Raw genomic sequence first — 24,161 nt, forward strand, 5'->3', positions numbered from 1 at the left:
AGTTAGAATTTCACTGATTTCTTTCTGCTACTTTTCAACTCCTTCTTCTCATCAAAGAAATAAGCGAGTAATCTGTAAATCCAGATACCAACTACTGCATAAATAAAGTAAGTAATGTAAATACTCATAAAATAACATTTTCGGGTTAAACAATATTGCTTCTCTATATCAATTTTCAAAAAGGGTGCCAATCGGGGTTGTAACTTAAAAGCAAAGTTATATACAATAATTATCAAATAGTTATAAAATCAGAAATATTTTTTTGGGAGTTAAATGAACTTTTGGTTGCCGGTTTACGTTAGTAAGATAGTCATATTTGGACAAGCGTAGTGCACATTTTACTCACACGTACGTACCAAATGTATCGTCATCTTTTGAATTATCAGCTATGAGAAAAATAGCCCTCTATGCGCTGCTGGCTGGAATTATCCTCGCCGCAGCTGCCTACATTACGGAAATGAATGACCTGCCGGGAGCAGTGGAACTGAGAACCCCCGGTTTTGTGGGTTACATCTTCATTATCAGCGCAATAGCCTGGTTTTCTCTACAAGTCCTTTATAACTGGAGTAAAGAGGCAGACCCTTACCACTACTGATATTCCTGTATTTTTGCTACCTTTGCGCCCTGATCAGCTGCTCTTTTATAATTAAAGAGGGTTTGATTGAATTTTGTTCACTAGAGCAAGTGTCCTTAAAATTCAGGTGAATTATGGCATTACACAACAGAGTATCCGCCGCCGAGTTGAAACAACGGCTGGCAATGGAAACATTTAAACGCGTGACTGTTTCTTTCTACCAGTACGCTAAAATCCCCGATCCGCAATTATTTCGAGATCAATTGTACGCATCTCTCTTTCAGCTGGACACATTTGGACGTATCTATGTAGCACATGAAGGAATTAATGCCCAGGTGAGCGTTCCGGCGCATCATTTTGAGGCGTTTAAGCAACAGTTGTATGCCATCGACTTCCTGAACGGCATCCGGCTCAATATCGCAGTAGATGATGACGGTAAATCCTTCTTTGTCCTGAAAATCAAAGTCCGGGATAAAATTGTAGCAGATGGTATAGAAGACCCCTCGTTCGACATGGCCAACCGTGGCCGGTATGTGGACGCTAAAACATTCAATGAACTCACAGCGGATCCGGACACCGTGATTGTGGATATGCGGAATCACTATGAGTACGAAGTGGGACATTTTGAAGGCGCCATAGAAGTACCGTCAGATACCTTCCGCGATCAGCTGCCCATGGCAGTGGATATGCTGGCAGATCAGAAAGAAAAGAACATTATTATGTACTGCACCGGCGGTATCCGCTGTGAAAAGGCATCTGCCTACATGCTGCATAATGGATTTAAAAATGTGTTTCACCTGGAAGGTGGTATCATAGAATACACCAACAAGGCAAAAGAACAAGGGCTACCGGTTAAGTTCAAAGGGAAAAACTTTGTATTCGATGACAGGCTGGGAGAGCGTATCAGCGATGATATTATCAGCCATTGCCATCAATGCGGGGAACCTTGCGATACCCATACCAACTGTTTAAACGATGGTTGCCATCTTCTCTTTATCCAATGCGAAGCCTGCGCGAAAAAGTACGATGGCTGCTGCAGTGAATCCTGCCAGACGGTACATGCGCTGCCGGCAGAACAACAGGCTGAAATGCGTAAGGGCGTAGAGAAAGGATTGATGTTTAATAAATCAAGACGTAGACGAATGCAGGAATAAAAAAATCCGCCCCGCGTTGTATCTTCTCGGCAGGGCGGAGTAGTTGACCATAAAATTGAATCGGCCGGAGTAATCTGGCCTTTCCTTTTTTATGACCATTCTATCAACCTATATGCGAACTAAAGTGGTTAGCTATTAGCTTTTAGCTTTTAGTAAATGCAGCGAAGATTATGTTATGTTCATCTTCGCTGCATTTACTAAAATGCTAAAAGCTAACTGCTAAAAGCTCTTCTACAGTATATCTTTCTTGCCTTTATATGCTCCGTAGAAAATGATAGGGAATACCAGCAACGTCAGGACCGTTGCGGTAATCAATCCACCAATTACTACGATCGCCAGCGGCTTTTGTGTTTCAGAACCAATACCATGTGAAATCGCCGCAGGTATCAGACCTATAGCAGCCATGAGGGCGGTCATCACTACCGGCCGGATACGACTCTGTACCCCAAGCCTGATCGATTCATTCAGCGAAAGCCGCGCCTCCAGGTTTTTATGGAATACGGAGATGAGGATCACCCCATTTTGTATACAGATACCAAAGAGTGCAATAAAGCCCACACCTGCAGAGATACCAAAGTTCATATTGGTAACATGCAGCGCCAGGATACCACCAATCAGCGCAAAAGGCACGTTCATTAATACGAGACCAGCATCTTTTACGCTGCCCAGCATTATAAATAATACCATAAAAATGGCGATGATACTGATCGGTACTACTTGTCCCAAACGTTGGGTGGCACGTACCTGGTTTTCGAATTCACCCGTCCAGCCTATACTGTAGCCTTTAGGCAGTTTCACGGCTTTATTGATTCTGGCCTGTGCTTCCGCAATGGTACTACCCAGGTCACGGTCACGCACGGAGAATTTCACCCCAATAAAACGCTTGTTGCTGTCGCGGTAAATGAATGCAGGACCCGTGATGGTTTTAATATCTGCAATCTCTTTCAACGGTATTTTATTGTTGTTGATAGTAGGCACCATCAGGTTGGCGAGGTCGTCTTCCGTTTTCCGGTAGTTTTCATCGTAACGGATCCTGATATCAAATTTTTTCTCGCCTTCATACAGCTGTGTTGCTGTTTTACCACCAATTGCCATTTCAATCACCGCCTGCGCATCGCCGGTGGCCACACCGTATTGCGCCATCTTGTTATCGTCCAGGTTGATGCTCATTTCCGGCTGACCGATATTCCGGATTACGCCAAGATCTTTAATGCCCTGCACGGTTTTCAACTGTGCTACTACCTGCTGGGACAAGGCTTCCAGCTTCACCAGGTCGTCACCAAATATCTTCACCCCATTGGCGGCCTTGAAACCAGCTACGGCTTCAGATACGTTATCACTGATAGGTTGGGAAAAGTTCAGGATAATACCGGGATATTTCTTCAGGCGCTGTTCCATCTGTGAGATGAGTTCGTCCTGTGTGATTTTACGTTTCCATTCTTCTTTTGGCGCCAGATCTACCTGGTACTGCACAAAGTAGAAGCCGTTAGGATCGGTACCATCATTAGAACGGCCTACCTGCGACAACACTCTTTTTACTTCAGGGAATCCACCCAGGTCTTCCCGGATGGCATGTGCCATTTTGGTGCTTTCTGTCATCGACATACTCATGGGCAACTCTGTAGTCACCCACAGAGAGCCTTCATTTAGCTGGGGCAGGAACTCCGTTCCCAGGAATTTGGCAGAAATAAAAGTCAGCACCATGAAAGCCAACGCCAGGGTAATACTCAAACGCTTGTTCCGGTAGGTCCAGCCAAAGCCTTTCATCACAATGCGGTCGAAGAAAATAACCAGCACGTTATGCTTCTCTTTCACATTTCTGTTAAGCAAAATAGAACACAGCACCGGCACCAGTGTTAAGGTAAACAGGAGTGCGCCCAGTAATGCAAAGCCCAATGTCCAGGCCAGCGGAGAGAACATTTTACCTTCTACTTTCTGGAAAGAGAAGATAGGAATGAGGGAGATGATAATAATGAGTTTGGAGAAGAAGATGGCCTTTGCCAGTTCTCCACCGGTTTGCTTGATCCATCCCAGCTTGGCCATCTTATTAAAGCGCGCCATGCCATACTTTTGCGCCTTGTGATCAAGCATCACGAAGATACCCTCTACCATCACTACGGCCCCGTCTATGATGATACCGAAGTCAATCGCCCCCATCGACAGCAGGTTGGCGCTCATGCCTTTCAAGCGTAAACACATGAAAGCAAATAACAACGCCAGCGGGATAATGATAGATACGATCACGGTAGTACGCCAGTCGGCCATGAACAGGAATACGATCACGGTAACGAAGATGATACCTTCCGCGAGGTTGTGCATCACCGTATGGGTACAGAACTCCATCAGGTTATCCCGATCGTAGAAGGTCTCCATTTTAATGTCATCCGGCAAAATGGTTTCATTCAGTTCCTTCAGTTTCTCTTTCAGTTTGATCAGTACTTCTGAAGGATTTTCACCTTTACGCATCACCACAATACCTTCTACCAGGTCATCATTTTTATCAATACCTACTTGTCCCACACGCGGGGCAGAGGCTTCGTGCACGTTGGCGAGATCTTTTACCAGCAGGGGGACCCCATTGATATTTTGCACAATGATGTTATTGATATCGGGGATGCTGTTCAGCAAACCAATACCACGGACTACATATGCCTGTCCATTTTTTTCAATTACATCACCACCTACATTCACATTACTTTTGGTAACAGCCTGGTATAATTCCAGTGGTGTGATGTCGTATTTGGCGAGTCTTACAGGGTCGGCAGAAATTTCATAGATCTTCTCCTGCCCACCAAAAGCTACCACATCAGCTACACCGGGTACGCTACGGATCTGCCGGTCTATCACCCAGTTTTGCCAGGTCAGCAGGTCGCGCGAATCCCGCTTACTGCTTTTCAGGTAGTAACGGAAAATTTCGCCGGTAGGGCCGTATGGTGGCTGCACTTCGGGTTCGGCACCTTCAGGAAGTCCTAAGCCCCCCAACATATTATTCACCTGCTGTCGTGCAAAGAAGTCTTCCACGTCATCATCAAACATTATTTTTACCACGGACAAACCGAACATGGTAACAGAGCGTACACTGGTTTTCTTTTGCACCGCGTTCATAGCTACTTCTATGGGCAGTGTTACAAAACGTTCTACTTCCTGTGCACTGCGACCATTCCATTTGGTAACAATCACAATCTGCGTATTGGTTACATCCGGAAATGCTTCAATAGGCGTATGCAAAAAGGAAAACACGCCTGCAGCAATCAGTGTAGCCACACTGATGAATACAAACAGTTTATTCCTCAGCGAAAAAGCTACAATATTTCTAATGAATTTATTCATAACTCCTGTTCTTTAGAATGCCACTCTGGTCCTTATTCCCACGATATTAACCGGTCCGCGGTCGCTGTTGTAAGCAGGATGCAGCACAAACTGATAGTCGGGGCTCAGGGCAATATGTAGCCTGGTAATGTTACATTGATAGAATACTTCAGCAATCATTTCGGGTGTGTAGTTCAACTGACCGTCGCCAACCATAAAGCCGGAGCCGCCGGCAGCGAGGTAGTTACGGTGATCTTTGGATAATCCATTTACCACCAGTGCTACACCTACGTTATCCTGTGCACGGTGCCAGCACTGCCCGTTTTGCAGCCATCCGGCGCTAATGGAACGATCTATTTCCGTGTAGGCCCAGGTTTCATTATGACCGTCATTCCAGGATGCTTTCAGAAAAGCACCGCCGCCTTTCGTGATCTCCTGGTCTATATTAACCGCGAAACCATATTTGGTACGACCGTCTTTTCTGACACCGGTAATGTCCGGTGTATCTACCGCTACTTTCACCGCTTCATTATAATTACCCATAGGAGCCTGGTTAATGAAAGCCATTACACGCACATTTCCTTCATGTTTATTCAGTATATGCGTGTGCGTTATTTCCACAACTTCTCCGTTGGATTTTCCATAATGATAATTAAGGGTAGGACCATTAGCAGTGGTAGGTTCCAGCGAAGTGGCTGCCTGTACCTGCCAGTTATCTTTGTGGTATTGTACGGTCAGCGCCATCGTATAGCCACGTACATCGGCCGGATAATCCCAGGCGGCATTACTCATCAGCGACCAGTTCAGGAACTGGGTGCGGGGATCATGACTGTATACGTTCTGATCGAAGAAGTCGGCCAGACAGTATTTACCGCCTATGAAGCGCAGGTAATGTGTAGGTGTGGTGCCGGCCACATTGTTGATATCATCCTCATCTTTCTCCACATGAGATGTTAACGGCAACGTATAAACGCCGTATGCACGTGCCAGGTATATAGTTGGTTTGGGATTACCCACGCGGAAAGTTTCTCCGTTAGGGAAACCCGCAATGCCGGTGGCATGGCTGAGACCTTCACCACCGGCGAGTTCCGGGTTGATATATAATTCCAGATTTTTCAGCGGACGAATACCTGCGTAAATGGTACTGGTAATAGAGGTAGCCCCTTTTTCGTGGGTAAGAAAGCTGTTAGTTCCGGAGTACTTCGCCTGGAAGTCCGGATGCCATTGCGTTACCAACGTTTGCTGGAAATGGAAAGAGTAGGGGATAATGCTATCCGTCTTCTTATCCTGCGCCAGCAAGCGGGTACTGCTTAATGCCAGTATACCTATGGAAAATAATCGCTTCATTACCGGGTTAGTCTTTAAGTGCATCGTAAATGAGCAATTGATTTTTGGAGATTACTTTCTCCTCCGCACTGAGGCCGGATGACAGGTAAGTAATATCCCCGGAAGTTTTAGCTACTTCCACCTGACGCACTGCAATGTTGAATTTGTCTTTAAATACCAGTACATAATTTTTACTGTTATCAAAGATGACGGCCGCAGAAGGAACCGCTATTTTTTGATCGTTATCCTGGTATTTTACATATACCGTTGCAAACATTTCAGGCTTCAGCAGCATGTTTTTATTATCTATGCTGATTCTCACCTGCATGGTTTTGGTAGCTGGATCCAGGAAGTTGTAGATCTTATCAATCTTGCCATGGAAGGGCTCATCAGGGTAGCTGACGGTGACTACGTCTGCCTGGTAACCTTCTTTAATACGGGCAATATCCGTTTCAAAAACATTGGCCATTACCCACACATCATCCAGTTCAGAGATGGTGAAAATGTTGGCGCTGTTATCCGAACGGATCTCCATATTGTTGTTGATATTTTTTTCAATGATATAGCCGGAGATAGGTGCTGTTACCAGGTAGGTAGCGCCTTTACCTTTTTTGTAAATTTTAAACAGGTCATTGAGCCGGTTGATTTCTGCATCTGATTTCTGTACTTCGCCTTTGGCATTCACCACATCTTTTTCGGTGCTCAACCGGCTGTCGTACAAGTCCTGCGCTACTTTCAGGTTTTTGTCTGCCACATTATGATCAGATTTTGCCTGCGCCAGTTGTTTTTCATAGTCAGCAATTTCCGCACTATGTATCACGGCCAGTACCTGACCTTTTTGTACATAATCACCCAGCTGTACTTTTATATCTTCTACATAACCACTCACCAGCGGATATACCTTCAATACCTTACCACCGTTAGGTGTTACTTTGCCGGAAAGACGAAGCTCATTCAGTACCGGTTGTATATGCGCGGTATCGATGCGTATATTTTTCAGCATCGTATCGCTGAGCACAAAAGTGGTCTTCTCTGAATCCTCTGCCTGGCTGTGTTTGCAGCCACTCCATAAAATGGTGGCCAGCAGCGAAAAGCCAATAATGATGATAGGCTGTTTCATGCGCTTAATTTTTAAATAGTTCTTGTCCTGTTGCATAGTTGAGTTCTTCGTAGGCATTTACCCGGTTGGATAAAAACTTGTTAATATTTTTTGCGTTGTCGCTGTAGCTGTTGAAATAATCAATAAACTGCAGCAGCGAGATATTGCCTTTACTGAAGTTTTTAGCCACTTCCTCGATGAGGGTATCAAACTCACCCTGGAACTGATGCAGGTCAAATCCTTTGTAACGCTTTTCCAGCGCTATGATACGCTGATAGGCATTGAGTACTTCTGTTTGTGCGATAGATTGTTGTTGCAGCAGTTGTTGTTGTTCGCTGCCGATCTGTAATTGTGCTGCACGGATATTCCCCTGGTTGCGGTTCCATGTGGGAAGGTCGATACCCAGGGTAAGGCCCACAAAATTCGGCGTATAACTACCTTGCTTATCATAGGTAGCACCTACGTGCAGATCCGGTACTGCGAGCGATTTTTGAAGGCGATAATTCAGCTGGGCGGTCTGATATTGCATATCTGCTATCCTGACATCAGGTCTGTTTAACGATACACTGTCGAGCAGCTGGGGAAGTTGTATTTTATCCAGGTTGTATGAAGCCAGATCTGCGGGTTGCAGCCTGGCCTCATAAAAATCCCTGGTATGTAACAATTGTTGCAGGTTTTTCTGAGATTCTAATTCCTGTTGTTTCAGGTCGGCAAAGTCATTCTCAATGCCTACCTGCAGGGCCTGTAGCCTTACCAGGTCTGCATGTGCCACTACTCCTTTTTTATCGGCAGTGACATAGGCATCTACAATTTTCTGCAGGTTTTCCAGCTGCTCTTTTAACACCGTTTCCGTTTGTTGCTGGTAGTACATATTGTAGAAGTTTTCCCGGAGCTGTAAACGAAGGGTGCGTAGCAATTCATCAAAGTTTGCCTCACTCATTTTCGCTGCGGCAGCGGCCAGTTGTATGCTTTTATTTCTTTTACCGGCGAGTTGTATTAGCTGGTCCAGGTTGTACTGCGTTTCACCACCAGCTCCTATATTAAACGGCTTAAATTTATCGGTACTACCAAAACCAAGTACGGTACTGAAAGACGGGTTGCTCCACATTTTAGCCTGTCGCACCAATGCTTTGGAAGCATCTATCTGGTAACGTTGTGCCAGCAATGCATAATTTTTTACCAGGAAGGAGTCCTCTACAGATTGTAGGGTAACGGTCTGAGGAGACGTTTGTGCCTGTGAAGGTTGAATATAGCCCAGGCAGGAAACACACGCTGTCAGGAACAGCATCCTTATAGTTCGCATAATGCCAAATTTCATGACACAAAGCTCACAAAGGCGAATTAAAGGGGCCTTTAAGGAAGATTAAAAATGGCTTAAAGAATTATAAATGGGGGAGCATCACGGTAAAAGTGGTGCCTTCTGCTTGTGTAGAAGTAACGGTGATATGGCCGTTGTGAATTTGCACGATCTTCTTACAGATAGACAAACCAAGGCCATGGCCGCGGATTTGAAGTGCATTGTGTCCACGGTAAAAGGGCTCAAATATTTTATTGATTTCATCAGTAGGAATACCGATTCCCGTATCTTTTATCTGCACTGTAATGTACTGCGTAAAAAAATCGATAGAAACCAACGCGGTATTGTTTCCCGAAAATTTGCAGGCATTATCAATCAGATTCAGGAAAAGCACCTTCAGCAGGTTTTCATTTCCATGGCAGGTCACCAGGGAATCATTATCGGGCACTTTCACAAAATGGATTTCCACTTTACTGGCCGTCTTTTGTTTAAGCCGGATCAGGGTGGTCATCTCCATCAGCAATTCATCAATACGCACATTGCTCAATACGAACTCCTGCTGCCGCATTTCTGACTGGGCCAGTTGTAACAGGCCATTGGAAAGATCCGAGAGATTTTCGGCGTCTTCCAGCACAGAAGTCAGCAACGCCAGGTATTCTTCCCGTGATCTGTCTTTCGACAGGGCTACCTGTAATTGGCTGATAATGGCTGCCAATGGGGTACGTAGCTCATGTGAGGCATTGCTTACGAAGCTTTTCTGAAGATGGAAAGACTCACTAAGACGCTGCAGCATCGTGTTGAAGTTGGCTCCCAGCTTGGCAATTTCATCTTTACCTTTTACGGCCACCTGTGTATCCTGCATATTATTGGCATTGATACTATCTACCTGCTGCACCAGTTGGTCGATAGGTTGCACCATTTTTCGTGCAAAGAAATAACCCACACCAACCAGTACTATGACAGCAGTGATCAGCTCCAGCAGCAGGATCTGGCTGAGGTTCTGCAAATTCTGGAAACCATATTTATCAAAAGAAGAAACGATTACAATAACAGAAACATCTCCTTCAGTGTAGTATACGCCTACTACTTCGCCGCTTCCTTTATCGTAACTGTATAGCTTATTTTCTTTAATGTAGTTAAGCAAACTGGGATACGTACGGATGGTCGTATCTTTCAGATTACTATACAGCAGGTCATAATTAGGGTTATATACCAGGATCGTTTCTTTATAAAGATCCTGGAAGGTGGTACGATCCAGTTTACGCAGCAGATCAACCTTTACATTGCCATCTTCAATAATTACATTGGCAATGGAACGGGCGCGGTATTCCAGTCGCTCCAGGTATTCCGCCTTCCGTGATTTAGCCGAAAAATAATAGGCCAGCACCGCAAATGCAATGAGCATCAACGTAGCCGAGATGGTGTAATAGAGCGCTATTTTGTACTTGATCTTCAATCAGAAAAGGGAAGGAGGTTTATTCTTCAGAAAGATAATATCCCATACCGGTTTTGGTATGCAATAGTTTCTGTTCAAAATCCTTATCTATTTTTTTGCGGAGGAAGTTCATATATACTTCAATCACGTTGGTACCGGTATCAAAATCGATATCCCATACCTTTTCAGCGATGGTGAGTTTGGAGATGACTTTGCCTTTGTGCATGGCCAGGAATTCCAGTAACTGGTATTCTTTGGCAGTGAGGGCAATTTTTTTGCCGCCGCGGGTAACATCTTTCTTCTCGCGGTCTATTTCCAGGTCGGCGATACTTATTTTGTATTGGGTACCGTGTGTGGCTTCAGAGCCGGCTCTTTTCAGGAATACCCGGATGCGCGCCAGCAGTTCACGGAAGTCGAAGGGTTTTATGAGGTAGTCATCAGCGCCCAGTTCAAAGGCCTGCATTTTATCTTCCATACCACCAAGGGCGGTGAGCATGATTACCGGAACCCGGTTGTTCTTATGGCGGATCACTTCGCACAGTTCATAGCCGTTGTGATGGGGGAGGTTCAGATCCAGGATCACCAGGTCGTAATTATTGCTGGTGGCTAATCCTTTGCCAATGCGGCCGTCATAGGCTACATCCACATCAAAACCATTTTCTTCCAGCCCTTTCTTCACGGCATTGGCCACTTTTACTTCGTCTTCAACTACCAGTATTTTCTGCATACAAGAAAGGGGAATGGTTAAAAAATGTAATTACAAATTGCGAATTACAATTTACGCATTTGCGTGGAGATCCAGGCGTTTACTACCTTCCCACAAATGCGTAAAATGTAATTCATCATTCGTAATTCTTTCCTCAGCTGGTCAGATTCGCTTCCAGCTGCATTATTTTTTCAAACAACTGTTCATATTGCTGATTTGCCCGGTCCAGGTATTTTTGTACATCCTGGTATTCGTTTTCTACCTGGGCAAATTTTGTTTTGTCATTGTAAACATCAGGTGTTCCCAAACTGGCTTCCAGGCTGGCTTTACGTTCTTTCAAGCTGGCCACCTGACCTTCTACCTGCGAAAACTGCTTTTGCTGTTTCTGCAATTCGCGCTGTACATCTTTGTTAATAGCACCTTTGCCAGCGTCTACGGTAGCAGCGGTATTTTGCTGACGGGTATCTTTTTTCGTTTCTGCGTTAGCGTTAGTTTTTGCAGGTGCCTGCTGCTGGGCTGCCATTCTCTTTTTCCACTCTTCATACTCATTGTAGGTGCCCTTGAATTCCTTGATCTCACCATCCACAATTTCCCAGATCTTATTGGCGGTCTGGCTCACAAAGTAACGATCATGCGATACCAGCACCAGGCTACCATCGTATTTATTCAACGCATCAATCAACATCTGAACAGAGTTCATGTCAAGATGGTTGGTAGGCTCATCGAGCATCAGGAAGTTCGCCTGACTGATAATGGTTTTAGCGAGTGCCACGCGTGCTTTTTCTCCTCCGGACAGGATCTTGATCTTCTTAAATACATCATCACCGGTAAAGAGGAAGCAGCCTAATAACTGGCGTAATTCCAGCTCCGTACGACCACTGCCAAAGTTTTTCAGTTCATCCAGGATTTCACTGCCCATATCCAGTGATTCCAGCTGGTGCTGTGCATAGAAACTGGTTACTACGTTGTGGCCGGGTACCCTTTCCCCTTCCATTGGTTCCATCCCGAAGATGATCCGGAGCAGGGTAGATTTACCTTTACCGTTGGCACCGATCAGTGCGATTTTATCACCACGGTTGATTTCTGCACTGGTGTTTTTAAGGATTTCTATATTCCCGTAGCTTTTGCTGATATTATTCAGGGTACATAAAATCTTACCGGGTGTTTTATCTACCGTAAAGTTAATTTTGATTTTAGAAGGACCATTATCGGTTTGCTCTACGCGCTCCAGTTTATCCAGCCTTTTGGCGATACTCTGTGCCTGTGCTGCTTTGGAAGCCTTGGCTTTAAAGCGCTCAATAAAGCGCTCCTGCTGACGGATATAGTCCTGCTGGTTTTCGTATGCACGCTGCTGCATTTCACGGCGGAGTTCTTTTTCCACTTCGTAATCAGCGTAAGATCCAGCATAGTGGTGCAATTGCTGCTGATATACTTCCACGATCCTGTTGACCATACGGTCCAGGAAGAACCGGTCATGCGATACAATGATCACGGCACCGTTATAACCAATCAGGTATTTTTCCAGCCATTCAATAGATGGAAGATCCAGGTGGTTCGTGGGCTCATCGAGCATCAGTACATCTGGCTGCTGCAGGATTAACCGGGCCAGAAGCACACGCATACGCCATCCACCGGAAAACTGGTTGTAGGGACGGTCTAAGTCGGCTGTGGTAAAACCTAAGCCTTCCAGTACCTGGGCCGTTTTGTGCTTCATGTTGTAGCCATCCAGTGCCTCAAATTCGTGGAGGGCATCGCTGAATTTATGCAGCAATTCTTCTGTCTGGCTATCCTCCAGCTCTTTGGTAATACGCTCAATATCTTTTTCCAGTTCCAGCGCTTTACCAAAGGCCATCATACCCACAGTAAGAATAGATTCATCGGTTTCAAAACTGAGCAGGTCCTGGTTAAAGAAACCAATCGTCAGATTTTTACTTTTATTAATACTTCCTTTGGAAATGGAATATTCCCCATTGATAATGCGTAACAGGGTAGACTTGCCGGTACCATTCAACCCGATAAGACCAACACGGTCGCCCGGTTCTATATGCCAGGAAGAATCTTCCAGTATAACCCTGGATCCAAACTCAAACGTAATGTCCTGTAAAGCGATCAACATAAAAAATAAAAAAATTGGATAAAAAACGTGCAAAGTTAAGGATAAATGTCCGTATTTGGTGGATTTTGTCTGATGTTACGTATGACAAATGCCGCGGTATTTATTTAGTTTTGCTTTAAAGCACAAAATTATGAATTTTAAAGTATGCGTTCCCGTTGGATTAGTGGTACTGGCAACTGCCCTGTTTGCATGCCATCAGGAAGCACCTAAAGAGGAGCAGTCCACGGGTACTTCCGCGGCTTTACAGGCGCCTTACAGCCAGGTATTTTATGATTCTCTTGGTAATACCCTGTCGTCTTATTATCAACTGTCTGATGCGCTGGTAAAGGCCGATAGCACCGCTGCGAATGTCATTGCCGCCACATTGAAGCTTCATATAGATAGCTTACCGGTTACCCTTTTACAGATGGATAGCAGCCGTCTGGGCAATATTACCGGCATCACCGGCAGCATTAGTGCGGAGTTAACCGGTTTTGAAGGAGAAACAGGACTGGAAGGTAAACGTGCATCTTTTCAGATGGTGTCAGATATGTTATTTGACCTTGTTAAGAATACCGGGTTAAAAGGGCATACCATCTATCATCAGTACTGCCCTATGGCATTTGATGACAAAGGCGCCTACTGGCTGAGCGACAAGCCAGGGATACAGAACCCTTACTTCGGACATAAAATGCTGACCTGTGGCGAAACCAGGGATACTTTAAGTTATAAATAACTTGTTATTGAATCGTGAACAGTAAATCGTAAATTACTGGTATCTTTTTGCTGTTCACGATTTAATGGTATGTTCACACGATATGGTCCCTTTGTTTTATTCCTCTACTTGCTATGCTCCTTTAACGGGGTACTGGGACAGCAATATACTGTTAGTGGCTTCATAAAAGACAGTACCAACGGCGAATCCCTGCCGGGAGCCACCATACAGGTTTTACACTCTTCTAATGGCGTACAGACCAACAATTACGGATTCTATTCCCTTACGCTACCCGCCGGAAATTATATATTGCTTTACTCTTTTCTTGGTTTTGAATCCAAAGCGATCGCCCTTTCACTTAACGGAAATATTAACCAGAACCTGGAGTTATATCCGCATTCCTACCAGGCGAAAGAGGTGGTGATTACCGACAAAAGAAAAGATGCCAATGTTAAAAGTACCGATATGGGCAGGGCAGAGCTGTCCTCTCTGCAGGTAAAGAAGCTGCCGGCGCTGATGGGAGAGGTGGACGTACTCAAAGCCTTACAGCTCATGCCAGGCGTACAGGCAGCCGGCGAAGGTAACGCCGGGTTTTATGTGCGTGGTGGTGGGCCGGATCAAAACCTCATCCTGCTGGATGAGGCGCCTGTATATAATACAGGTCATCTTTTCGGTTTCTTTTCTGTATTTAATGCAGATGCGATTCGTAATACTACGCTCATCAAAGGCGGTATGCCAGCGAACTATGGTGGCCGGCTGTCTTCCGTAGTAGATATTTCCATGAAAGAAGGTAATAATAAAAATTTCCAGGGAGAAGGGGGAATAGGACTGATCTCCTCCCGGCTCTCCTTCCAGGGGCCGCTGAAGAAAAACAAAGCCTCCTTTATTGTAAGCGGAAGACGTACCTATATAGACTTGCTCACGAAGCCATTTATTAATAATACTGCGTATAAGGGGTCGGGCTATTATTTCTATGATCTGAATATAAAAATGAATTATATCTTTTCGGATAAAGACCGTATTTACCTTAGTGGTTATGTCGGCAAAGATGTTTTCAGCTTCAATAACAGTGATCGTTCCTTTGATGTGAAGATCCCCTGGGGCAATACCACCGCTACTTTGAGATGGAACCATGTATTCAGTAAAAAGCTCTTTGCTAATACTTCCCTGATCTATAACGATTACAAATTTCAGTTCAGCGCGCTGCAGAATAATTTTGATATCCGGCTTTCTTCTGGTATCAGTGATGGTAACATAAAAACAGATTTCGATTACTATGCCAATGTGAATCATCATATCAAATTCGGTGGCAATTATATCCACCACATCTTTACCCCATCTACGATTGCGGGGCAACAGGATAGCACTAAATTTTCTCCGGAAAATGCGTTTAAGAAATATGCCCATGAGGTAGCGCTGTACCTGATGGATGACTGGGAAATATCACCTCAACTGCAACTGAATGCAGGTGTACGTTACAGCGGTTTTATGCAGATAGGACCATATACCCGTTATACCCGCGACGCTGCCGGCAATAAAACCGATAGCACAGTATATCGCCGGGGACAGTCGGTAATCAGCTATGGAGGCCTGGAGCCACGGATCATTCTGCGGTGGTCCTGGAATGATCAAAGTTCGGTGAAAGCAGCAGTGACCCGTAATTACCAGTTCATTCATCTCGTATCCAATGCCGGTACCACACTGCCTACTGATGTATGGGTGCCCAGTACCTACCTGGTAAAACCACAGGTGTCGTGGCAATACACCGCCGGGTACTTCCGTAATTTCAGGAACAATGCCTACGAGGCTTCTGCAGAAGTGTACTATAAGGATATGCACAACCAGATTGAATATCGTGAGGGGTATACGCCTTCGCTCGATGATCCTGAAAAGGATTTTGTGTTCGGGAAGGGGCAGGCCTATGGCCTGGAATTATTTGTCAATAAAAAGAAGGGGCGATTTACAGGCTGGCTGGGCTATACACTGGCCTGGACCTGGCGTCAGTTTCCGGACTTAAACGACGGTAAGCGCTATCCGGCGAAGTATGATCGCCGGCATGATCTGGCGCTGGTAGGTACTTACGACCTCAATAAGCACTGGAGTTTCTCGGGTATATTCATTTACGGTACTGGTAACACTACCACGTTACCGGAAACTTTCTATTTTATGGAAACCACGCTGGTACAGGGTTATGGGAGTATCAATTCTTATAGGATGGCAGCTTATCACCGACTGGATCTGTCAGCTATTTATACGCCAACGCCTAAGAAGCCCAAGAGGCGTATTAAAAGCAGCTGGACGTTTTCTATCTATAACGTGTATAGCCGCAAGAATCCTTATTTTATTTATTTCGATCAGCAGGGAAGTGCGTTGAATGGAACGTTGGAGGTGAGTGCGAAGCAGGTATCGTTGTTTCCGATTTTACCCTCGGTGACGTATAATTTTAGGTTCTAGGGAAGAAAAGATGGAAGTTTTATACAGGAATGGGGCGCGGTACATATGGGTGTTGGAGTGGAAATACACGATGGAAGGGACAGTTTAATTATCTCACTACTCCTGCATATTTTAAAAAGTAGTATATGGAACCGATAAGAACGAGCATTTGTGCCAGCGTAACACCGTACATGCTTCTTGTTAGCCTTATTTAAGTGGCCTTGTTCTCCGGCAGATGCAGGTCCTTCCGAAAAATGTCATACAATTTAAGATTTCCAATTGTTGTCATAATGTAATGGTTTTATATTACAGGAATAAAATTAATTTATTCCTGGTTTTAATATTGGGCTTTAAATAGATATTTCTTTTAGCTATATTATTACTTTATTGATAATATCATTTTTTAAGAAAAAATATTATTACCAATCACATATAGTCATTGCAAGGTTTATAATAATGAGGCACATTATAATGTAGTGGTAGATATACATGGATGGGGCATCGCTAAAGCATTTATAGCAAGAATAAGGAGATTTCTTATGTAGGTCATACCAGACGGTTGTTATATGCCTGTTACTCCCTGCCAGTTGCTCCTCCACAATCTGATAAATCGCAATAATCAATTCTTTCGCCTTATCTTCCGGGACATACAATTCTTTCGTCAGTGTGTCGTACCGTTTAAAGTAATTTCTGATCATTATATGATATTTTTAATTTACAATTGTAAAAATGGCACCTTTTTCAACTGTACTCACATCGCTGTATAAATATTTATTTTTAAAATCCTTAAGTTCAATGACATGGTAATCTAAAAGCTAACAAACTATTTCTTAACTTCGCAAACATTTTATAAAGGAAATATAGCCCATATGAAAAAGTATGGTGCTAACAGCAAAACGTATGATAAATATCACTTTTCCGGATGGCGCAGTTCGTCAGTATGAATCAGGAGTAACTGCATTGGACATTGCCAAATCCATCAGCGAAGGATTGGCACGCAAAGTATTGGCCGCAAATGTTAATGGGCAGGTAGTGGATGCTACGCGCCCGATTTTGACGGATAGCACACTGCAACTGCTCACGTGGGTGGATAAAGATGGTAAGGCTACGATGTGGCATTCCTCCGCGCATTTGATGGCGGAAGCCCTGGAAGCCCTGTATCCCGGCGTAAAACTGGGTTATGGTCCTTCTATTGAGAATGGATTCTATTATGATATTGATTTAGGAGACCGTACTATTTCGGAAGAAGACCTGAGAAAGGTAGAAGCCAAGATGGTGGAGCTGTCTAAACAAAATAGCGTGTATGTGCGCAAAGAAGTTAGCAAGGCAGATGCACTGGCTTACTTTACAGAAAAAGGCGACCAGTACAAACTGGAAACCATCAACGAACTGGCAGATGGAAGTATTTCCTTCTATACTCAGGGCGGATTTACAGATCTGTGTCGCGGGCCACATATTCCGAATACCGGCTTTATCAAATCCATCAAGCTGACCAGCATTGCCGGTGCTTACTGGCGTGGCAGTGAAAAAAATAAGATGCTTACCCGCATCTACGGTATCACTTTCCCTAATCAGAAGGAACTGGACGAATACCTGACACTGATTGAAGAAGCTAAAAAACGTGATCACCGTAAACTGGGTAAAGAACTGGAACTGTTCGCCTTCTCTGAGAAGGTAGGATTGGGCCTGCCTATGTGGTTACCTAAAGGAGCGATGCTGCGTGAACGCCTGCAACGTTTCCTCCAGGAAGCACAACTGGCCAGCGGTTATCTGCCGGTAGTAACACCACATATCGGTAACAAAAATCTGTACATCACTTCCGGTCACTACGAAAAATATGGCAAGGATAGTTTTCAGCCCATCCAGACACCGGAAGAAGGTGAGGAGTTTATGCTGAAACCAATGAACTGCCCGCATCACTGTGAGCTCTATAAAGTGTCGCCGAAATCTTACAAAGATTTACCGGTACGCTTTGCGGAATTCGGTACCGTGTACCGCTACGAGCAGCATGGTGAACTGCACGGATTAACCCGTGTAAGAGGATTTACTCAGGATGATGCGCATTTGTTCTGCCGTCCTGACCAGGTGAAAGAAGAGTTCCAGAAAGTGATCGACCTGGTGATGTATGTGTTCAACAGCTTAAGTTTTACAGAATATACCGCCCAGATTTCCCTGCGTCACAAAACGGACCGTGCTAAATACATGGGAACGGAAGAAAACTGGGAGCTGGCAGAAAGGGCGATCATCGAGTCGGCTGCAGAGAAAGGCCTGAATACTGTAGTGGAGTATGACGAAGCAGCGTTCTATGGTCCTAAGCTGGACTTCATGGTAAAAGATGCGCTGGGCCGTAAATGGCAGCTGGGGACTATCCAGGTGGATTATAACCTGCCGGAGCGTTTTGAACTGGAGTATATTGGAGCAGATAACCAGAAGCATCGTCCGGTAATGATTCACCGCGCACCATTTGGTTCACTGGAAAGATTTATTGCAGTACTGATCGAGCATTGCGCCGGTAAGTTCCCGCTTTGGTTAGCGCCCACACAGGTAAAAATCCTGCCTATCAGCGATAAAAGCCAGGACTATGCAGAAAAAGTAGCAGAATTGCTAAAAAAAGCGGAAATTCGCGCTGAAATAGATGACAGAAGCGAAAAAATCGGTAAGAAGATCCGGGAAGCAGAGCTGGCAAAAATTCCGTACATGCTCGTACTTGGTGAAAAAGAAGCTGCCGATGAAGTAGTAGCCGTTCGTCGTCAATCTAAAGGTGATTTGGGAACTATGCAACTCGCACAATTTACAGCAATGATAAATGAAGAGGTGGCAAACCGGAAGCCAATAGAGTAACAACGTAAATGAATGTGGAAAAAAGGTATATAAAACAATGAACATTACTCAATTGAGGTATGTTTATTGCTATGATTTTCCCCTTATTTTTGTAAATATTGTTTTTGGTCCATGGACGATATGTGGACCATGGACTGCAAAAGACAATTAATTAATTAATTTTATTTTTCTTAATGCAACAAAGACCCAGACCAAGTTTTGGCGGCAACAACCGGGGCAGAAACCCCAACTTCCGCAGGGAACAACAACAAGAACATCGCACCAACAGGATGATACGCGTTCCTGAGGTAAGGCTTGTAGGTGAAAATATTGAGGTAGGTGTCTACAGAACCGAGGAGGCGCTGAAAATGGCGGAGGAACAGGGTTTAGACCTGGTTGAGATTTCTCCGAATGCCGTGCCCCCCGTTTGTCGTATCATCGACTACAATAAATTCCTTTACGAAAAGAAGAAGAAGGAAAAGGAAATGAAGGCGAAGGCGCACAAAAGCGAAGTGAAAGAAATCCGCTTTACGCCCAACACCGATGACCATGACTTCGACTTTAAAGCCAAACATGCTGAAAGCTTCCTGAAAGACGGTAACAAGGTGAAAACCTACGTACAGTTTAAAGGTCGTGCGATCATGTTTAAAGAACGTGGCGAGTTAATTCTCCTGAAGTTTGCTGAAAGGCTGGCAGAAGTTGGTGGTTTGGAAAGTATGCCTACCATGGAAGGTAAGCGTATGATCGCCATCTTCGCTCCTAAAGCGGCTAAGAAGAAGGAAAAGGAACCTAAGGAACCAAGAGAACCGAGGGAACCCAGAGAGCCAAGAGAACCAAGAGAAGCAAAGGCTCCTGTTACCCCTCCACCAGCTGCTGATGCAGCGCCGGCGGATGATGCTAACGCGTAGCCAATGGTTATATCTGATTAAAAAAAGCAGCACAACAGGGTGTTATACCCCGTTGCGCTGCTTTTTCTTTTGTCGGGTAGTATACTATTGTATCTCTTTTAATACTTTCCTGGCTTTTGAGCGGATGCCCGGTGTAGGATTGTTTTCCAGCTGATCTTCAACCAGCAGGCGGATCTCGTTTTTGATCTCCGGGTAATCTTGCGCAAGATTAGCTAACACCGTCATGGAAAACGACTTTACTGCCACTGTTTCCAGCGGATCTTCCAGGAAGGCAAAGCAACTATTCATCACGGGACCATGCAGGCTTTCCGGGATGGATAAGTTTTGCAATACTCCCAGCACATTTCTTTTAACGGCTACCGGTATCCCTTCATCTTCCATTCTGCCTACGATGACCGGCAGGTGAGGAGCAAGTAATGCCGGATGTTTGTCGGCGACAAAACGAACCACCCAGGCAGACCGCTGTACCACCCGGTATTCATCCTGCAGAAACAATTGCATGAGCTGATCAAAACGACCGGCATGGGAACCTATCCATTTCGCGATGCGAAGGGATTGTACGCGGGAATGTTCTGCTAATATTTCGGAACGTAAATCCATATTGCCGGCAATTTAATGCAAGCAATTTAATTACCATGTTCCAGCAGGTAGGATAATGTTTTATGGCGTATCCTGGCCACATCTTCCGGGTTTACCGGCTGATCGGTTTCTTTACCCATATCATCCCATATCCTGATCTGGATGTATTGCGAAAACAAAGGATCATTGCGGAAAGCCAACGCTTCTTCTTCATTCATAGGGCCTCCCTGGTATTCCAGCGTTTGTTTGCTGGCTTCGGAAAGCGTTTCATAGTAAGCACTGTCAGACCACGTCAGGTAACGTTTGGCGGCTACGTGGCTGCCCACCAGTTTAGCCATTCTTTCCGGAAAGCCACACTCCAGCAGGTAGGCACTGCCCAGGTCATCATGCGCCAGACTACCATATTCGCCCATCTGTTCTGTGTGCTCAAAAAAATGACCAATGTCATGCAGGAATGCAGCTACGATCATTTCGTCATCAAACCCTGTCTTTTCCGCTATCAGCGCGGCCTGCATCATATGCATCAGCATAGTTACCTCTTCGCCGTATTCCTCATTGCCGTAATTGTTATACAGATCGAAGATTTGTTCGATGACGGAGTGTGCATGTAGTTCGTTGTCGGTCATTTTCGTACATTAATAAGGGTTAGTACTGTTTTTCATCGCATGCCGTGGCATTATCGCAAAAGTAATAGCTGTTGCCGCTATATCAGCATACATACTGTTATATTTTTATTAAGACCTCATTATTGTCTGAAAGACGAATGTGTGGTAAGAAGGCACAAATTTATGAACGAAATAACATGGACGAGAGATAACGTAATGCTTAACAGAAAGCACGGCGTTTAGTCATTTCCGTAATAAAAAATGCAGCACAGATATCTCATATCTGTGCTGCATTTACTAAAAGCTAAAAGCTAATGGCTAAAAGCTGATTCGTTATTCTTCTCCCGCTTCCTCACCATCGCCGTGACCAAGTATATCACGTACAGGTTTTACTGCCTGGTAAATACCGCGGTTGTATTTATTTCCTAAGATGATCAGGGTAGTAGAGTCTTGTACAAAACGATAAAATACCGTGTTATTACCATGCCACCAGCCATTATGATAGATAATGTTTTTGGTACTGTCCGGATATACCATCAGGCGCCAGCCAAGACCGTAGTTACGTACGCCGGGMTTTTCATGGCTGTAAGGTGTATAGGCGGCCTTCAGGGTAGCAGCATTTAATAACTGCCCGGAATAGAGCGCCTGATCCCATTTAAGCATATCACGTGCACTGCTGTATATTCCTTTGTCGCCCATTACACCATCAAAGTAAGTATCCGGTTCAAACTGCCCGTTGTATTTATGGCTCTGGGTTTGGTGGGGACGTGCAGCAGAAGCAGGATCATATACAAATGTATTCACCATGCCCAGGGGACGGAAGATGGTTTGTTCCATGAACTCCGCATATTTCTGTCCGCTTACTTTTTCAATGATTGAAGCTAGGAGAAGGTAGTTGGTATTGCAATACTGGAAATGTGTTCCCGGCAAATGTTGCATGGCGGGCTTATGTGCTTCCATTAGTTTGATCACTTCATCATTGGTGATGAAACGTGATTCTTCTTTCCACAAACTATCACAAAAATAGAGGTAGTTAGGTAAGCCGCTGCGGTGGCTCAGCAACATGCGTACATTGATTCCTTTATAAGGAAATTCGGGAAAGAATTTTTGTAAAGAGTCGTCCAGATTGAGTTTCTCTTTTTGTGCTAACCACAATACAGCCGCGCCTGTAAAGGTTTTTGAAACAGAGGCGAGTTGAAAAGAAGAACTGTCGATAACTGGTATTTTAGTTCTTGAATTCTCGTAACCATGATATTGTTCAAAAATGATAACGCCCTTTCTGGCTACCAGCATAGCACCGTTGAATCCACTGCGTAATAATTTACCATTGTAAAATGCTTCCAGTTCACGTTGCATTTGTATGGTACGGGGCGATTTCAATATCGCCTCTTTTTCTGCTGTGCTTAATCCCAGGGTATAAAGAGCGCTGTCTGATATTGTTTTTTTCCTTTCAGCTTCCCGTCTTGCTGCATTGCTCTGGCAACTTGATATTATTGCAATTCCCGATATAGTTAAGATGATACTTACTGCTTTCAATCGCTTCATTAGAGGAGTGTACTACTTTCTTGATTCAATATGACCCTTTAAAAATACAAAGCGCTAAATTTATGCCCAAAGTAAAAGACTGCCAAATAAATAGCCTGTTTTCAGATCCTTTTAATTGATTTTTAAGCTGAAATGCTGAAAAAACTTAAAAAAATGCCCCTGATAAGTGCCTTTTTTTGATAAAATCGAATTTGATCATACTACTATTTGAATATTCCCCAACATCGAGTAGGTTTGTGCCCTGTTTCCCCGCTATCAGCAATTATTAAGCCAATTGCAACATATAGATACACATATAATTTAGTATAATATTATGGACCAGCAAAAGTCGACAAGTTATCCGAAAGAGAAGATCAGCATTTTATTATTAGAGAATATCAGTGATGCTGCGGTAGCAGAATTTACCACCGCAGGGTATCATGTACGCAAATTGGCGGGCGCTCTGAGTGAAGATGATCTGATCAATGAGATCAAAGATGTACATCTCCTGGGTATTCGTTCTAAAACCAAGGTAACCCGTAAAGTACTGGAATCGGCCAGGAAGCTGCAGGCGATTGGATGTTTTTGTATAGGTACCAACCAGGTGGACCTGAAAGCTGCCACTGAACATGGCGTGGCGGTATTCAATGCACCTTACTCCAACACCCGTTCCGTGGCTGAGCTGGTAATAGGATTGTCGATTATCCTGATCCGCCGTATTGTAGATAAAAACGCTGCTGCACATAACGGCATCTGGATGAAAGAAGCTACCGGCAGCTATGAACTCAGGGGTAAAACACTGGGTATAGTTGGTTATGGTAACATCGGCAGCCAGGTGAGTGTACTGGCAGAAGGCATGGGGATGAACGTCATCTACTACGATGCGGAAACCAAACTACCTTTAGGAAATGCGGAACAGATCCGTACCCTGAAAGAACTCTTTGGCAAATCAGATATCATTTCATTACATGTGCCTTCCAGCAAAACTACCGCCAACATGATTACAAAGGAAGTGCTGGCAGATGCGAAACCAGGTGCAATCTTTATTAACTATGCACGTGGGGAAGTAGTAGACCTGGAAGCACTGAGAGATGCATTAACCAGCGGCCAGTTATCAGGTGCTGCGATTGATGTTTTCCCGGTAGAACCAGAAAAAAATGGTGCGGCATTCAGCACACCGCTGCAGAAATTATCCAACGTCATTTTAACACCGCACATCGGTGGTAGCACAGAAGAAGCGCAGCATAATATTGGTCTGGATGTGAGCAGCAAAATGCTGAACTACCTGGAAAAAGGCGCCAGCTTTGGTTCTCATACGGTTCCTTCTATCAGTGTACCCCCCATTGAAAACACACATCGTATTCTGCATATTCACGAAAACGTGCCGGGTGTGTTATCGGCCATCAACACTGCTTTATCTGCCAATAAAATCAATATCCTGGGTCAGTACCTGAAAACCAACGACCAGATTGGTTATGTGGTGCTGGACGTAGATACTAAACTATCACAGGAAGCATTGGCTTTATTGAAAGAGGTAGCGCATACGATCAAGACAAGGTTGCTGTATTAAGCTGTCTTGTGC

General features: G+C 44.5%; 18 protein-coding genes. 7 read left to right on the forward strand and 11 right to left on the reverse strand.

Annotated elements, in window-relative coordinates; all coding sequences use genetic code 11:
- Window positions 1–2 precede the first annotated feature (2 nt).
- Window positions 3–128, reverse strand: a complete 126-nt coding sequence (locus tag AC1DCV_RS28970) for a hypothetical protein (RefSeq protein WP_291923810.1) — start codon at window positions 126–128, stop codon at window positions 3–5.
- Between the two features lie 260 nt (window positions 129–388).
- Here AC1DCV_RS28970 and AC1DCV_RS28975 point away from each other — a divergent pair, with 260 nt between their 5' ends.
- The gene (locus AC1DCV_RS28975) at window positions 389–595 is read left to right on the forward strand and encodes a hypothetical protein (RefSeq protein WP_441577055.1); all 207 of its coding nucleotides are present in this window, start codon (window positions 389–391) and stop codon (window positions 593–595) included.
- Window positions 596–708: 113 nt separating this feature from the next.
- A complete protein-coding gene (gene trhO / locus AC1DCV_RS28980) occupies window positions 709–1,728 on the forward strand; it encodes an oxygen-dependent tRNA uridine(34) hydroxylase TrhO (RefSeq protein ID WP_441577056.1) in 1,020 nt (339 codons plus the stop codon).
- A 231-nt stretch (window positions 1,729–1,959) separates the two neighbouring features.
- On the opposite strand, the gene AC1DCV_RS28985 is transcribed toward trhO, so the two are convergent.
- The 7 genes from AC1DCV_RS28985 to AC1DCV_RS29015 all read right to left on the reverse strand — a co-directional run bounded on the left by AC1DCV_RS28985 (window position 1,960) and on the right by AC1DCV_RS29015 (window position 13,016).
- Window positions 1,960–5,058 carry an efflux RND transporter permease subunit gene (locus AC1DCV_RS28985; RefSeq protein ID WP_441577057.1) on the reverse strand — a complete coding sequence of 1,033 codons (3,099 nt, stop codon included), beginning with the start codon at window positions 5,056–5,058 and terminating at the stop codon, window positions 1,960–1,962.
- Between the two features lie 12 nt (window positions 5,059–5,070).
- Window positions 5,071–6,384, reverse strand: coding sequence for a carbohydrate porin (locus AC1DCV_RS28990; RefSeq protein ID WP_477026450.1), 1,314 nt, complete (start codon window positions 6,382–6,384; stop codon window positions 5,071–5,073).
- A 7-nt stretch (window positions 6,385–6,391) separates the two neighbouring features.
- Window positions 6,392–7,483 (reverse strand): efflux RND transporter periplasmic adaptor subunit, encoded by a 1,092-nt coding sequence (locus AC1DCV_RS28995; RefSeq protein ID WP_477026451.1) that lies wholly within the window; start codon window positions 7,481–7,483, stop codon window positions 6,392–6,394.
- Between the two features lie 4 nt (window positions 7,484–7,487).
- Window positions 7,488–8,765 (reverse strand): TolC family protein, encoded by a 1,278-nt coding sequence (locus AC1DCV_RS29000; RefSeq protein ID WP_477026452.1) that lies wholly within the window; start codon window positions 8,763–8,765, stop codon window positions 7,488–7,490.
- 79 nt (window positions 8,766–8,844) lie between these two features.
- Window positions 8,845–10,215, reverse strand: a complete 1,371-nt coding sequence (locus AC1DCV_RS29005) for a HAMP domain-containing sensor histidine kinase (RefSeq protein WP_477026453.1) — start codon at window positions 10,213–10,215, stop codon at window positions 8,845–8,847.
- A gap of 19 nt (window positions 10,216–10,234) precedes the next feature.
- Window positions 10,235–10,921 (reverse strand): response regulator, encoded by a 687-nt coding sequence (locus tag AC1DCV_RS29010; RefSeq protein ID WP_133811153.1) that lies wholly within the window; start codon window positions 10,919–10,921, stop codon window positions 10,235–10,237.
- Window positions 10,922–11,054: 133 nt separating this feature from the next.
- The gene (locus tag AC1DCV_RS29015) at window positions 11,055–13,016 is read right to left on the reverse strand and encodes an ABC-F family ATP-binding cassette domain-containing protein (protein WP_477026454.1); all 1,962 of its coding nucleotides are present in this window, start codon (window positions 13,014–13,016) and stop codon (window positions 11,055–11,057) included.
- A 130-nt stretch (window positions 13,017–13,146) separates the two neighbouring features.
- On the opposite strand from AC1DCV_RS29015, the gene AC1DCV_RS29020 reads away from it, so the two are divergent.
- The 4 genes from AC1DCV_RS29020 (at window position 13,147) to infC (ending at window position 19,871) form a co-directional block, all read left to right on the forward strand.
- Entirely contained in the window at window positions 13,147–13,731 is a 585-nt protein-coding gene (locus AC1DCV_RS29020) for a DUF3347 domain-containing protein (protein ID WP_477026455.1), read from the forward strand.
- A gap of 69 nt (window positions 13,732–13,800) precedes the next feature.
- Window positions 13,801–16,164: a TonB-dependent receptor gene (locus tag AC1DCV_RS29025; protein WP_477026456.1), complete on the forward strand. Its 2,364-nt coding sequence runs from the start codon at window positions 13,801–13,803 to the stop codon at window positions 16,162–16,164.
- A gap of 879 nt (window positions 16,165–17,043) precedes the next feature.
- Window positions 17,044–18,984: a threonine--tRNA ligase gene (thrS, locus tag AC1DCV_RS29030; RefSeq protein WP_477026457.1), complete on the forward strand. Its 1,941-nt coding sequence runs from the start codon at window positions 17,044–17,046 to the stop codon at window positions 18,982–18,984.
- A 173-nt stretch (window positions 18,985–19,157) separates the two neighbouring features.
- Entirely contained in the window at window positions 19,158–19,871 is a 714-nt protein-coding gene (infC, locus tag AC1DCV_RS29035) for a translation initiation factor IF-3 (protein WP_477026458.1), read from the forward strand.
- Between the two features lie 84 nt (window positions 19,872–19,955).
- Here infC and AC1DCV_RS29040 read toward each other — a convergent pair whose 3' ends face one another.
- The 3 genes from AC1DCV_RS29040 to AC1DCV_RS29050 form a co-directional block, all read right to left on the reverse strand.
- The gene (locus AC1DCV_RS29040; RefSeq protein ID WP_477026459.1) at window positions 19,956–20,471 is read right to left on the reverse strand and encodes a hypothetical protein; all 516 of its coding nucleotides are present in this window, start codon (window positions 20,469–20,471) and stop codon (window positions 19,956–19,958) included.
- Window positions 20,472–20,497: 26 nt separating this feature from the next.
- Window positions 20,498–21,076: an HD domain-containing protein gene (locus AC1DCV_RS29045; protein WP_477026460.1), complete on the reverse strand. Its 579-nt coding sequence runs from the start codon at window positions 21,074–21,076 to the stop codon at window positions 20,498–20,500.
- Between the two features lie 312 nt (window positions 21,077–21,388).
- The gene (locus AC1DCV_RS29050) at window positions 21,389–22,600 is read right to left on the reverse strand and encodes a serine hydrolase domain-containing protein (protein ID WP_477026461.1); all 1,212 of its coding nucleotides are present in this window, start codon (window positions 22,598–22,600) and stop codon (window positions 21,389–21,391) included.
- 313 nt (window positions 22,601–22,913) lie between these two features.
- Between AC1DCV_RS29050 and serA the strand changes: the two genes are divergently transcribed.
- Entirely contained in the window at window positions 22,914–24,149 is a 1,236-nt protein-coding gene (serA, locus tag AC1DCV_RS29055; protein ID WP_477026462.1) for a phosphoglycerate dehydrogenase, read from the forward strand.
- Window positions 24,150–24,161 lie beyond the last annotated feature (12 nt).

The sequence above is a fragment of the Chitinophaga sp. 10T418 genome (assembly GCF_056394125.1).